Source organism: Agromyces sp. NBRC 114283 (genome assembly GCF_030268405.1).
GTDB lineage: Bacteria > Actinomycetota > Actinomycetes > Actinomycetales > Microbacteriaceae > Agromyces > Agromyces mediolanus.
Window position 1 is genome coordinate 2,871,482 of the sequence record NZ_BSQP01000001.1, and the last position, 12,317, is coordinate 2,883,798.

The 12,317-nt window shown below is 70.9% G+C and carries 14 protein-coding genes; 3 read left to right on the top strand and 11 right to left on the bottom strand.

The window, feature by feature from the left end:
- Position 1: 1 nt before the first annotated feature.
- From QSJ60_RS13865 to QSJ60_RS13900, 8 genes are all read right to left on the bottom strand, one after another.
- Complete coding sequence (locus QSJ60_RS13865) at positions 2-562, bottom strand: F0F1 ATP synthase subunit B (protein ID WP_230768588.1); 561 nt, start codon at positions 560-562, stop codon at positions 2-4.
- Between the two features lie 30 nt (positions 563-592).
- Positions 593-829, bottom strand: a complete 237-nt coding sequence (gene atpE / locus QSJ60_RS13870; RefSeq protein WP_108390493.1) for an ATP synthase F0 subunit C — start codon at positions 827-829, stop codon at positions 593-595.
- A 45-nt stretch (positions 830-874) separates the two neighbouring features.
- A complete protein-coding gene (gene atpB, locus QSJ60_RS13875) occupies positions 875-1,654 on the bottom strand; it encodes a F0F1 ATP synthase subunit A (protein ID WP_230768591.1) in 780 nt (259 codons plus the stop codon).
- Between the two features lie 196 nt (positions 1,655-1,850).
- Positions 1,851-2,324, bottom strand: coding sequence for a Cg1360 family ATP-synthase-associated protein (locus QSJ60_RS13880; protein ID WP_230768593.1), 474 nt, complete (start codon positions 2,322-2,324; stop codon positions 1,851-1,853).
- The gene (locus QSJ60_RS13885; RefSeq protein ID WP_230768595.1) at positions 2,321-3,601 is read right to left on the bottom strand and encodes an MraY family glycosyltransferase; all 1,281 of its coding nucleotides are present in this window, start codon (positions 3,599-3,601) and stop codon (positions 2,321-2,323) included. Before QSJ60_RS13885 ends, QSJ60_RS13880 begins: the two co-directional genes overlap by 4 nt.
- Complete coding sequence (locus QSJ60_RS13890; protein ID WP_285463961.1) at positions 3,598-4,410, bottom strand: L-threonylcarbamoyladenylate synthase; 813 nt, start codon at positions 4,408-4,410, stop codon at positions 3,598-3,600. Before QSJ60_RS13890 ends, QSJ60_RS13885 begins: the two co-directional genes overlap by 4 nt.
- Before the next feature lie 105 nt (positions 4,411-4,515).
- Positions 4,516-5,346 carry an ABC transporter permease gene (locus tag QSJ60_RS13895; protein ID WP_285463962.1) on the bottom strand — a complete coding sequence of 277 codons (831 nt, stop codon included), beginning with the start codon at positions 5,344-5,346 and terminating at the stop codon, positions 4,516-4,518.
- A gap of 60 nt (positions 5,347-5,406) precedes the next feature.
- Positions 5,407-6,339 carry an ATP-binding cassette domain-containing protein gene (locus tag QSJ60_RS13900; RefSeq protein ID WP_285463963.1) on the bottom strand — a complete coding sequence of 311 codons (933 nt, stop codon included), beginning with the start codon at positions 6,337-6,339 and terminating at the stop codon, positions 5,407-5,409.
- A gap of 115 nt (positions 6,340-6,454) precedes the next feature.
- On the opposite strand from QSJ60_RS13900, the gene QSJ60_RS13905 reads away from it, so the two are divergent.
- The gene (locus tag QSJ60_RS13905) at positions 6,455-7,507 is read left to right on the top strand and encodes a TetR/AcrR family transcriptional regulator C-terminal domain-containing protein (RefSeq protein WP_285463964.1); all 1,053 of its coding nucleotides are present in this window, start codon (positions 6,455-6,457) and stop codon (positions 7,505-7,507) included.
- A 9-nt stretch (positions 7,508-7,516) separates the two neighbouring features.
- Here QSJ60_RS13905 and prmC read toward each other — a convergent pair whose 3' ends face one another.
- Entirely contained in the window at positions 7,517-8,395 is an 879-nt protein-coding gene (prmC, locus tag QSJ60_RS13910) for a peptide chain release factor N(5)-glutamine methyltransferase (RefSeq protein WP_502871392.1), read from the bottom strand.
- A 112-nt stretch (positions 8,396-8,507) separates the two neighbouring features.
- Here prmC and cysK point away from each other — a divergent pair, with 112 nt between their 5' ends.
- Positions 8,508-9,443 carry a cysteine synthase A gene (gene cysK, locus QSJ60_RS13915; RefSeq protein ID WP_285463965.1) on the top strand — a complete coding sequence of 312 codons (936 nt, stop codon included), beginning with the start codon at positions 8,508-8,510 and terminating at the stop codon, positions 9,441-9,443.
- A gap of 4 nt (positions 9,444-9,447) precedes the next feature.
- The gene (gene epsC, locus QSJ60_RS13920; RefSeq protein WP_230768606.1) at positions 9,448-10,032 is read left to right on the top strand and encodes a serine O-acetyltransferase EpsC; all 585 of its coding nucleotides are present in this window, start codon (positions 9,448-9,450) and stop codon (positions 10,030-10,032) included.
- A gap of 28 nt (positions 10,033-10,060) precedes the next feature.
- Here epsC and QSJ60_RS13925 read toward each other — a convergent pair whose 3' ends face one another.
- Together QSJ60_RS13925 and prfA are read right to left on the bottom strand one after the other, a co-directional pair.
- Positions 10,061-11,026, bottom strand: coding sequence for a hypothetical protein (locus QSJ60_RS13925; protein WP_285463966.1), 966 nt, complete (start codon positions 11,024-11,026; stop codon positions 10,061-10,063).
- Positions 11,027-11,235: 209 nt separating this feature from the next.
- Positions 11,236-12,312, bottom strand: coding sequence for a peptide chain release factor 1 (gene prfA / locus QSJ60_RS13930; protein ID WP_285463967.1), 1,077 nt, complete (start codon positions 12,310-12,312; stop codon positions 11,236-11,238).
- Positions 12,313-12,317 lie beyond the last annotated feature (5 nt).

Here is a 12,317-nt window from a genome sequence, read left to right on the forward strand (position 1 = left end):
GCTAGTTCTTCCCTCCGGCGGTGGCCGAGTCGGCCTCGAGATCGGCGAGGAAGCGGTCGACGACCGCCTTCGCCTTCGCGTCGTCGGACAGCGTCTCGCCGACCACGCCCGAGGCGAGGTCGATCGCGATGGTGCCGACCTCGCTGCGCAGCGAGACGAGCGCGGACTGCCGCTCGGCCTCGATCTGCGCCTGCGCGCTCGCGGTGACGCGAGCGGCCTCGGCGACCGCGGTGTCCTTGGCCTCGGCGACGATCTGCTTGCCGTCCTCGCGGGCGGTCTCGCGGATACGACCGGCTTCGGCCCGCGCGTCGGCGAGCTGAGCGGTGTACTCCTCGAGGGCCGCTTCGGCCTTGCGCTGAGCCTCATCGGCCTTCGCGATGTTGCCTTCGATGGCCTCTCCGCGCTCGTCGAGCATCTTCTGGACGCGCGGCAGCACGTACTTCCAGAAGAAGACGAGGATGATGACGAAGCAGACCGACGACCAGATGATGTCGTACCACTCCGGGATCACCGGGTTCTGCGTCGACTCCTCAGTCGCAGCCTTGAGTACTGCGTGAAGCACAGTGGCCTCCTAACTCGCTGCGGAAGGGGACTAGTTGGTGAAGATGAAGTAGGTGGCGATACCGATGAAGGCCAGCGCCTCGGTGAAGGCGATACCGATCCACATCAGCACCTGCAGGCGGCCGGCGAGCTCGGGCTGGCGAGCCACGCCCTCGATCGTCTTGCCGACGACGATGCCCACGCCGATGGCCGGGCCGATGGCTGCGAGGCCGTAGCCGACGGTCGCGATGTTGCCGTTGATCTCAGCGAGAACGGTGGTTGCGTCCACGTTGGGGTTTCCTTTCTTAGGGATTGGTGTGGGCGGTTGCCCGGCTCAGTGCTCTTCCGCGACCGCGAGCTGGATGTAGACCGCGGTGAGAAGAGCGAAGACGTAGGCCTGCAGGACGGCGACGAGGATCTCGAAGAGGGTGAAGGCCAGGCCGAAGGCGAGGCTGCCCACGCCCATGAGCTTGAACAGCCCGGGCGCCGCGAAGAAGAAGAACTGCGTGGCCGAGAAGAAGAGCACGAGCAGCAGGTGGCCGACGATCATGTTCATCATGAGTCGCAGCGTCAGCGTGACGGGGCGGATGATGAAGGTCGAGATGAACTCGATCGGCGTGACGATGATGTACACCGGCCACGGCACGCCCGAGGGGAAGAGCGCGTTCTTGAAGAAGTTCTTCGGGCTCTTGCGCACACCGGCGTAGATGAAGGTGATGTAGGAGACGATCGCCAGGACCAGCGGCACGCCGATGACGGAGGTGCCGGCGATGTTCAGGAACGGGATGACGCCCGTGATGTTCATGAACAGCACCATGAAGAAGATGGTGGTGAGGATCGGCAGGAAGCGCTTGCCGTCCTTCTTGCCGAGCAGATCTTCGGCGATGTTCACGCGGACGACGTCGAGGCCCATCTCGACGAGGCTCTGGAAGCGGCCCGGGACGACGCGCATGCGGCGGGTGCCGAGCCAGAAGAGCAGGAGGAGCGCGGCGACGGCGACGAAGCGCACCAGCATGATGCGGTTGATCTCGAAGGGCGTGTCCTCGAACAGGAGCGGACCCGGGAAGAATTCGCCGATCGACGGGCCGTGGAATTCACCATCATCGGTTGACATCGGAACCAGCAGGTTCACAGCGTGTGCTAGCAGCGCGTTCTCCTGTTTCGGGGCGTGGAGCGGGGCTCTCGCGACGACGAACATCGGATACGGTTTCGCACACGCGCGAGCGGCGCAAACCGTAGGGGATCGGGGTCTACTCTAGCAATACTTCTACATCGAGACGAATTCGCCGTGGCCGGGAGTTTCGCCGGGATCAGTCCTCGGAGGGCGCCTTCGGGAGCTCGACATCGCTCGCGTAGGGCAGTCGGGACTTGGCCACGACGAGCACGTCGACCACGAGCGAGGCGAGCACGCCGGCCACGATGCTGAGGAAGAGCACCGTCGGGTCGAGCCAGTCGACGCCGCGCAGGACGACGACGAGCACGATGAAGACGATGAACTTCACGATCCAGCCGCCGAGCACGACGCCGAAGAAGATGCCGACGAAGAGGTCGCTGTTCGCGTAGCGGTTGGCGAGGAGGATGCTCGCCGAGGTGATGCCCATGAACACGACGGCCATCACCGTGCCGATGAGGGCGCTCACGAGGCCGGGCACTCCGGCGAAGACGAGGCCGAGCACCGAGCTCACCACCAGGATCACTGCGGCCAGGAGGCCGCCCCAGGTGAGCGCCCGGCGGAGCACCGGGTTCGAGGTGGGCGTGCGGTCTGCGGGGGCGACGTCGTTCATCGGGCTCCTGTTCCGGGGTCGCCCGATTCTACTGAGGGCGTCCCTGCGAGTTCGTCGAGCCCGTCGGCGTCGAGCGGGGCCTCGGACGCTCCCCCGGCGGCGTTCACCGGCCCTTCGACCGGGCGCTCCTCCGCCGCGACCGTCTGACGCTTCCGGCGGCCGAGCGGAGCGAGCGTCAACGCCGTGCACACGACGAAGCCGACCCCGAGGAACACGAAGGCCCAGACCACGTCGAGGTCGAAGTAGACGGGGAAGACGTAGGTGAGGAGGCAGCCGACCGACGCCACGGCCGTCCAGCCGTAGAAGATGAGCACGGCGTTCAGGTGGCTGTGCCCCATGTCGAGCAGCCGGTGGTGCAGGTGCTTGCGGTCGGCCGTGAACGGCGACTTGCCCGCGCGGAGGCGCCGGACGATGGCCAGGCCGAAGTCGAGCAGCGGGATGAGCAGCACGATGAAGGGCAGCAGGATCGGGATGAACGCCGCGAAGAGCTGCTCGAAGCCGACGCTGCCCGGGTTCAGCTGCCCCGTGACCGAGATCGCGGACGTCGCCATCAGCAAGCCCACCAGGAGCGCGCCGGCGTCGCCCATGAAGAGCTTCGCGGGGCGCCAGTTCAGCGGCAGGAAGCCCGCGCAGGCGCCGACGAGCACGACGGCGATGATCGAGGCGAGATTGAAGTAGTTGGTCGGCGAGGTCTGCTGCACGAGCAGATAGGTGTAGACGAAGAAGACGCCGTTCGCGATGAGCGAGACGCCGGCCACGAGCCCGTCGAGGCCGTCGATGAAGTTCACCGCGTTCATCACGAGGACGATGGCGAAGACCGTCACCGCGGCCGACATCCAGGAGGAGCCGACGGTGATGCCGCCGATCGGCAGCGAGACGATCGAGACGCCCTGCCAGGTGATCAGGCCGGCGGCGATGAACTGGCCGGCGAGCTTCGTCATCCAGTCGAGGTCCCAGAGGTCGTCCGCGACGCCGATGAGGACGATGAGCAGGGCCGCGCCGAGGATCGCGAGCACCTGGCCCGGGTTCTGGAAGATGATGGCGACGTTCGCGAAGCGCGTCGAGCCGAGCGAGGAGACGAACCAGGCGGCGCCGAACGCGGCGAGCACGCCGATGAACATGGCGATGCCGCCGAGCCTCGGGGTCGGCCGGGTGTGCACGTCGCGTTCGCGGATCTTCGGGTAGAGCCGGTACTTGAGGCTCAGCCGCCAGACCACGACCGCGCAGCCGAAGGTGACGAGCGCGGCGAGGAGCGCGAGTGCGACGAACAGGGTCATGAGCGGGCGGCGTCCGTCCCGTCGGGGGCGCTCTCGGTCGCGTCGTCCGCGGTCGCCGCAGCGTCCGCGGTCGCCGCGGCGTCCGCGTCGGTAGGAGCCGCGGGCGCCGCGGGGGCCGGGATCGGGGCGAGGAGCTCCTCCCCCACCACCTCGGCGATGCGCTCGCGGGTGATGACCCCGGCGCGGACGATGCGCAGGAGTCCGCCGGAGGCGAGCGCCGTGGCGTCGACGATGGTCGAGGACAGGTCGCCCGGCCGTTCGCCGACCGCCTCGTAGCCGGTGCCGCTCGGCCCGGCCTCGAGGTAGACGGCGACCGAGTCGCCGAGCATGGCCTCGGCCTCCGCGGCAGTGGTGGCGCTGGGCCGGCCGGAGAGGTTCGCCGAGGAGACCGCGAGCGGGCCCGTCTCGCTCAGCAGCTCGAGCGCGATCGGGTGCGAGGGCATGCGGAGCGCGACCGTGCCCCGCGTCTCGCCCAGGTCCCACTGCAGCGAGGGCTGCGCGTGCAGGATGACGGTGAGGCCGCCGGGCCAGAACGCGGCGACGAGCTCGCGCACGGCGTCGGGCACCTCCGCGGCGAGGGCGTCCAGCGTGGGGATGCCGGGCACGAGCACGGGCGGCGGCGAGGTGCGCCCGCGGCCCTTGGCGTCGAGCAGTCGCTGCACGGCGTCGGGCGTGAAGGCGTCGGCGGCGAGCCCGTAGACCGTGTCGGTCGGCAGCACGACGAGCTCGCCCCGGCCGATCGCGCCCCTCGCGAGGCGCATTCCGGTGAGCAGCTGGGAGTCGACCGAGCAGTCGTAGATGGCAGTCATGACCTGCCGATTCTAGTCCGGGCCCACGAGCGGCGACGGCGTCCGACCGGGGCGCGGCGGATGCCTCGGGCGACGCGCGTCCGAGGCATCCGCCGTGTCGGCGCCTCAGCGGCGGCCGGCCTTGCGCCGGAACAGCCAGGCGCCCCAGACGGCCGCGACGAGCACGATGCCGAGGCACCACGCGAGCGCGATCCAGCCGGAACTGCCGAGCGGAGTGCCGACGAGGAACGAGCGGATCGTCTCGATCACCGGGGTGATCGGCTGGTGCTCGGCGATCGGCCGGAGCCAGTCCGGCATGGTCGCGACCGGGACGAACGCGCTCGACACGTACGGCAGGAACAGCAGGATGAAGCCGTAGCCGTTCGCCGCCTCCGGGCTCGAGGCCGCGAGGCCGATCGCCGCGAACAGGTAGGTGATCGCGAGGATGTAGAGCGCGACGACGCCGAACATCGCGAGCCAGTCGAGCGCCGTCGCGCTCGGCCGGAACCCGACGAGCAGGGCGACGCCGATGACGACGGCGGTGGCGAGGAGGTTCCGGATGACGCTCACGATCACGTGGCCCGTGAGCACGGCTCCGCTGCGCAGCGGCATCGTGCGGAAGCGCTCGATGATGCCCGTCGTCATGTCGCGCGACACCGAGACGGCGGTCGAGGAGGCGCCGAAGCCCGCGCACAGCAGGATGATGCCGGGCACGACGTAGTCGACGTAGCCGCCGCTCGGGTCGATCGCCTGGCCGAAGATGAACGTGAACATCAGCATGAGCATCACCGGCAGCACGACGGCCATCAGGAGCGCCTCGGGGTCGCGGAGCTCCTGGAGCAGGCTCCGCGTCACGAAGACGCGCTCGGCGACGGTGCCGCGGATGCGGGGGCGGAGGGCGCGCGGCGGCGCGGCGGCCGCCGTGCGCGCGGGCGGGGTGGTGGTGGTCGTGGTCATGGTCGTCCCTTCGTGGTCGCTTCGCTTCGCTGCGTCAGGTGGTCTCGTTTCATCACGTGGTCACTTCGTCTCGAGCAGCTCGCCCGATCGGGCCGCCGACCCCCCGGTCCGTCCCGGCGTCCCGCCCGCGGTGATCGCGAGGAAGACGTCGTCGAGGCTGGGGCGGCGGATGCCGATGCGCGCGCCGGGCACGGCGCCGAGCTCGCTGCGGTCGAGTTCGTCGATGGCGCCGCGCAGGGCGTGCACGCTGCCGTCGGTGGGGATCTCGCGCAGGAGCTCCCCGTCGGCGTCGCGGAGCTCGACGAACTCGCCGCCGACCCGCGCCTTGAGCTCGGCCGCGGTGCCCTCGGCCGCGATCACGCCGTCGTCGAGCACCGCGATGCGATCGGCGAGCCGGTCGGCCTCCTCGAGGTACTGGGTGGTGAGGAAGACGGTCGTGCCGGCATCGGCGAGCGAGCGGATGATGGCCCAGAGCTCCTGCCTGCTGCGGGTGTCGAGCCCCGTCGTCGGCTCGTCCAGGAAGAGCACCGGCACGTCGACGACGAGGCTCAGTGAGAGGTCGAGCCGGCGACGCATCCCGCCCGAGAAGGTGCTGACGCGCCGCTTCGCCGCGCCTTCGAGCTCGAAGCGGGCGAGCAGTTCGGCGGCCTTCGCGCGCGCCTGCCTGCGGCCCAGCCCGGACAGCCGCCCGAGCATCACCAGATTCTCGATCGCGGTGAGCTCGCCATCGACGGCGGCCGACTGGCCGGTCAACGCGATGCGCCGCTGCACCTCGCCGGGCGCGGCGCGGACGTCCGCGCCGACGACGGTCGCCTCGCCCGCGTCCGCCCGGACGAGCGTCGTGAGGATGCCGATGGTGGTCGTCTTTCCCGCGCCGTTCGGACCGAGCAGCGCGAAGATGCTGCCCGTCGGGACCGCGAGGTCGAGCCCGGCGAGCACGTCCGTGCTGCCGTATCGCTTGCGCAGGCCGCGGGCTTGGATGGCGAGTTCCACGGGTGGTTCCCTTCGTCGATTCGTCTGCGTACCACGCAAACTGTTTATGTCGCCTACAGTTGTTTAAGTAATACACAGTTCTAGACTGTGGTCAAGCCGAATCGAGGAGTGCCGAGTGAATCGACCCGAGCCGCCGACCGACCCCGAGCTGCCCCGCGGGGTGGCGCTGGCCTGGGGCATCGCCGCGCACCCCCAGCGCGGGCCGAAGCGGGAGCTGTCGATCGAGCGCATCGTCGAGACGGCGATCGAGATCGCCGACGCCGAGGGGCTCGCCGCGGTCTCGATGAGCAAGGTGGCCACCGCGCTCGGCTTCACCACGATGTCGCTGTACCGCTACGTCACGAGCAAGGACGACCTCGTCCTGCTGATGCAGGAGGGCGCGAGTCTCCCGACGCCGCCGAGCGAATCCGTCGAACGGGACTGGCGCGCCGGCGTCACGGCGTGGGTGCTCGCCATGCGTTCGACGTACCGCGAGCACCCCTGGCTCGTGGACATCCCGATCTCGGGCGCGCCGATCACCCCGAACAGCCTCCAGATCGTCGACTGGTTCCTGCACGAGGTCCGGGAACTGCCGCTGAGCGACGGCGAGAAGATGTCTGCGCTACTGCTGCTCACCGCCTACGTGCGCGCCACGAGCGCCCAGGAGCGCGATCTCAGCGCGGCGGGAGCGGACCGGACGGATGTCTCGGGCTCCGCGGCGTTCGCGGCGCTCGCCGAGCTCGTGACACCCGAGCGCTTCCCTTCGCTCAGCCCACTGTTCGCCGCCGGCGGCTACGTGCCGCCGCCCGAGGAGGTCGAAGAGGACGTGGACACGGACTTCACCTTCGGGCTCGAGCGCATCCTCGACGGACTCCAGTACCACCTCGACCGCACCGCCGCGGCGGGGACGGCGGCGCCTGCGGGTGTGACGGGCTCGGCGGAGGCGCAGCCGCGCGCGAGCGAGCCCCCCGCCGAGGAGGACCCGATGCTCGTGCTCCCCCGCGACGCCAAGGTGCGTGACGCGGCGAAGGCCAGGAAGGAGGCCGAGCAGAAGGTGCGCGAGGCCGAGAAGGCGCTGCGCGAAGCGCGGAAGCGCGAGCGGGACGCCGTCAAGCAGGCCCGCGAACGCGAACAGCACGCCCGGGAGAAGGAGCAGCAGGCGAGGCAGAAGGCCGCGCGGCAGAGCTGACCGCCGCGCTCAGCGCAGCGCGGTCGTCGCCCGGTCCCGGGCGGTGAGGTCGCGGTGGTGCGAGATGCCGCGCCAGCCGTCGCCGGCGAGGAGCGCCGCGATCGGCGCCGCCTGCAGCTCGCCGTGCTCGATCACGAGCAGGCCGCCCGGGCGGAGCAGCCGGAGCGCGCGCTGCGAGAGCACCCGCACGACGTCGAGTCCGTCCACCCCGCCGTAGAGCGCCATCGCCGGGTCGTGCAGCCACACCTCGGGGTCGCGCGGCACCGCCTCGTCGGGCACGTAGGGCGGGTTCGAGATCACGAGGTCGACCCCGCCGTCGAGCTCGGGGAGCGCGTCCGCCAGGTCCCCGTGCACCAGCGTGAGGTTGGGACCCGCGAGCTCCTCGACGTTGCGGCGGGTCCAGTCGATCGCGTCGTCCGACTTCTCGACCGCGTAGACCCGGGCGTGCGGCACCTCGGTGGCCAGGGCGATCGCGATCGCCCCGCTGCCGCTGCCGAGATCGACGGCGACCGGCTCGGGCGCCGCGACCGCGCGCAGGGCCTCGACCGCGAGCTCCGTCACCTGCTCGGTCTCGGGGCGCGGGACGAAGACGCCCGGCCCGACACGCAGCTCGAGCGAGCGGAACGCGGCGCGCCCCGTGAGGTGCTGGAGCGGCTCACGCCGCACACGGCGGGCCACGAGGCCGTCGAGCGTCGCGACCTCGGCGTCGGGCACCTCGGCGCCGACGACGAGCTTCGCCTGCACTCCCCCGCGGCTGATCCCCAGGACGTGGCCGAGCAGCAGCTCGGCGTCGACCTCCGGATCGGGAACGCCCGCGGCCGCGAGTCGGGTCACCGTCTCCTCTCGCAGATGACGCAGGGAACGGGCGGGCGGGTCGAACGAACTCACGCAATGGAATGTAACGCACACCCGGCTGTGAGGCTCCCGCCGTAGTCTGGCAGCGCCCGACCCAGTTGCGCTCCGCAGCGCCCGACCCGTTGCTCTCCGAGAGGGGCTCCAGATGGCCAAGATCTACGACGACATCACCCGGACGTTCGGCGGCACCCCGCTCGTGCGGCTCAACCGACTCACCGAGGGCGCCGGCGCCACCGTGCTCGCGAAGCTCGAGTTCTACAACCCCTCGGCCAGCGTGAAGGACCGGCTCGGCGTCGGCATCGTCGACGCGGCCGAGGCATCCGGCCAGCTGCAGCCCGGCGGGACGATCGTCGAGGGCACGAGCGGCAACACCGGCATCGCGCTCGCCCTCATCGGCGCGGCCCGCGGGTACCGGGTCATCCTCGCGATGCCCGAGACGATGTCGGCCGAGCGCAAGGCACTGCTGAAGGCCTACGGCGCCGAGCTCGTGCTCACGCCGGGCTCCGAGGGCATGCGCGGCGCCGTCTCGAAGGCGGAGGAGATCGCCGCCTCGACGCCCGGCGCCATCCTCGCGCGCCAGTTCGAGAACGAGGCGAACGTGGAGATCCACCGCAGGACGACGGCCGAGGAGGTCTGGGCCGACACCGACGGCGGCGTCGACATCTTCGTCTCCGGCATCGGCACGGGCGGCACGCTGACCGGCACCGGGCAGGTGCTGAAGGAGCGCAAGCCCGAGGTGAAGATCGTGGGCGTGGAGCCCGCCGAGTCGCCGATCCTGAACGGCGGCCAGCCCGGCCCGCACAAGATCCAGGGCATCGGGGCCAACTTCGTGCCCGCGGTGCTCGACCGCGAGGTCTACGACGAGATCATCGACGTGAACATCGACCAGGCCGTCGCCACGGCGCGCCGGCTCGGGCAGGAGGAGGGCATCCTCGGCGGCATCTCCTCTGGTGCGACGGTCTACGCCGCGCTCGAGCTCGCGAAGCGCCCCGAGAACGCCGGCAAGACGATCGTCGTCATCGTCGCGAGCTACGGCGAGCGCTACCTGTCGACGGTGCTGTACGAAGGTCTGCTTGACTGATCGGGTGACGATCCTCTCGCGCCTGAAGGAAGACCTCGCGACCGCCCGTGCGCACGATCCCGCCGCACGGGGCGGTCTCGAGGTCTTCCTCGTGTACTCGGGGCTGCACGCCATCTGGACGTACCGGCTGACGCACCGGATGTGGCGCCGCCGCTGGCGCTTCCTCGCCCGGCTGGTTTCGCAGCTGGCGCGCTTCCTGACCGGGATCGAGATCCACCCGGGCGCGACGATCGGCCGGCGCTTCTTCATCGACCACGGCATGGGCGTCGTCATCGGTGAGACCACCGTCATCGGCGACGACGTGATGCTGTACCACGGCGTCACGCTCGGCGGGAAAGCGCCCCGCAACACGCCGCCCGGCACCAAGCGTCACCCCACCCTGGAGGACGGCGTGACGGTGGGCGCTGGAGCGAAGGTGCTCGGCGACATCACGATCGGCGCCTGGAGCGCCGTGGGGGCGAACGCGGTCGTCACGAAGGACGCCCCGCCGCACTCGCTGGTCGTCGGCGTGCCGGCCACCGTGCGCCCCCTCTCCAACGCCGCGGCCGATGCCGCGCGCGGCGTGCACGATTGGCACTGGCAGATCTGACGCCCACGCCGCGCGCTGCCGCGGCCGTTCATCGCCTTCGGACCCGACCGCTCGAGGTGAGCCCCGCGTCGAGCAGGGCACGAGCGAGCGGTACGCCCCGCCACGCGTCCTGCCATTCCCAGCGCACGCAGCGCCACCCCGTCATCGTTCGAATCGCCTCCGCCCTCCGTTCCTCCTCGAGGACGGTCGCCGCCGCGCGCTGGCCGCCGTACCTGGCGATGCCGTCGGCCTCGCCCCAGACCCCCAGGCCCGGCCAGGCGAAGTCGAGCCGAACGATCCGGCCGTCGGCGAGGGCGAGCTCGTGCTGCGTGAGCGGCGGCGGGAAGCCGTACTCCTCGAACCGCAGCCTGCTCAACGACTGGAGCGGACTCTCGGCGGCGGGGTCGGCGCGGGCGAGGACGGCCGCGACCCGCAGACTCCCCCGGAACGGGCGCCGACGATCGAGGATCGCCACGAGCTCTTCGAGCGTGCAGGTGGGACGCCGGTCACCGACGAGCCGGGGGCCGATCGCCGCATCCACCATCGCGAGCGCCGTCACGAGCGGCGAACGGCGGCCGACCTCGAGCACCGCGTCGGCGAGCGAGGTGAGTCGGATGTCGCCCCGCGTCTCGACGACCGTGTCGTCGCGACGCCCCACTTCGATGACGCCGTTGCGGATGCGTCCGGAGGCGCCGCTCGCGAGGAAGGTCACCTGCGAGGGAACCGCGCCGACCGCCGGCATGCCGTGCAGCAGTGCGGACGTGTAGCCCGCGAAGACCGGGTGGTCGCGCTGCGCGGCCGCGGCGAACGCGGTCAGGACGTGGTGGTCGGCTCCGCGTGGCGGCGGGCCGGCGCCGACCGGTGAGTAGACGCCCCGACGCACGCGCTGCAGCTCACCGTCGCGCACCGCCCGCACGAGCTGCCCCTGTTGCCCGGCGCGGAGCACCGTCGACGCATGAATGAGCCCCTGCCGATCGATCGGCAGGGGCGGGGAGTCATCGGAACCGCTGGTCACCGCCCCAGCATCGGGCCGAGCGGGGGCGCGTCGCGGGCGCGAGCCTGATCCGTGGAGGCGGCAGCGGCGTGCCGCGATGTGGAGGAGGAGCGAGGGGACGAACCGCGTCGCGCCCTCGCGCTGGGCGAGGAGACGTGGCGCAGCGAGCATGAACTGGCGCGCCCGCGCGAGACCGTGCCGGGGAACCCGCCGGGAGCCGGGGAGCCGGCCTACTCGTCGCCGGAGACGGCCAGCTGCGACTCCTCGTCGGCGCGGATCGCCGACTCGATGATGGGGTCGAGGGCGCCGTTCATCACCTGGTCGAGGTTGTACGCCTTGTAGCCGGTGCGGTGATCGGTGATGCGGTTCTCGGGGAAGTTGTAGGTGCGGATGCGCTCGGAGCGGTCCATGGAGCGGATCTGCGAGCGGCGGGCGTCGGAGGCGGCCGCGGCGAGCTCCTCCTGCTGCCGGGCGAGGAGGCGAGCGCGGAGCACGCGCATGGCCGCCTCGCGGTTCTGCAGCTGCGACTTCTCGTTCTGCATCGAGACGACGATGCCGGTCGGCAGGTGGGTGATCCGCACCGCGGAGTCGGTCGTGTTGACCGACTGCCCGCCGGGGCCGCTCGAGCGGTACACGTCGATCTTGAGGTCGTTCTGGTTGAGGTCGACTTCCTCGGGCTCGTCGACCTCGGGGAAGACGAGCACGCCCGTCGTCGAGGTGTGGATGCGCCCCTGCGTCTCGGTGACGGGCACGCGCTGCACGCGGTGCACGCCGCCCTCGTACTTGAGGTGCGCCCAGACCCCCTGCGAGGGATCGCTCGCGTTCGACTTGATCGCCAGCTGCACGTCCTTGTAGCCGCCGAGGTCGGACTCGTTGCGTTCGAGGAGCTCGGTCTTCCAGCCCTTGGACTGCGCGTACTGGATGTACATGCGCAGCAGGTCCGCGGCGAACAGCGCGCTCTCGGCGCCGCCCTCGCCGCCCTTGATCTCCATGATCACGTCGCGGCCGTCGTCGGGATCGCGCGGGATGAGGAGCCGCCGCAGCTTCTCCTGGGCCTCGGCGAGGGATGTCTCGAGCGCGGGCACCTCCTCGGCGAACGCCTCGTCCTCCTTCGCGAGCTCGCGGGCCGCCTCGAGATCGTCGCCGGCCTGCACCCAGGCGCCGTGCGCGGCGACGATCTTCGAGAGCTCCGCGTACCGCCGGTTCGCCTTCTTCGCGCGAGCGGGGTCGGCGTGCAGCGCCGGGTCGGCGAGCTCCTGCTGGAGCTCGCCGTACTCGGCGATCAGCGGTCGGACGGTTTCGAACATCGGCG

Excerpts from the sequence above, each read along its gene's own strand:
- QSJ60_RS13885 (WP_230768595.1), bottom strand. The coding sequence starts at position 3,601 with ATGACCCTGTTCGTCGCACTCGCGCTCCTCGCCGCGCTCGTCACCTTC.
- prfA (WP_285463967.1), bottom strand. The coding sequence starts at position 12,312 with ATGTTCGAAACCGTCCGACCGCTGATCGCCGAGTACGGCGAGCTCCAG.
- QSJ60_RS13895 (WP_285463962.1), bottom strand. The coding sequence starts at position 5,346 with ATGACCACGACCACCACCACCCCGCCCGCGCGCACGGCGGCCGCCGCG.
- QSJ60_RS13880 (WP_230768593.1), bottom strand. The coding sequence starts at position 2,324 with ATGAACGACGTCGCCCCCGCAGACCGCACGCCCACCTCGAACCCGGTG.
- atpB (WP_230768591.1), bottom strand. The coding sequence starts at position 1,654 with ATGTCAACCGATGATGGTGAATTCCACGGCCCGTCGATCGGCGAATTC.
- cysK (WP_285463965.1), top strand. The coding sequence starts at position 8,508 with ATGGCCAAGATCTACGACGACATCACCCGGACGTTCGGCGGCACCCCG.
- QSJ60_RS13890 (WP_285463961.1), bottom strand. The coding sequence starts at position 4,410 with ATGACTGCCATCTACGACTGCTCGGTCGACTCCCAGCTGCTCACCGGA.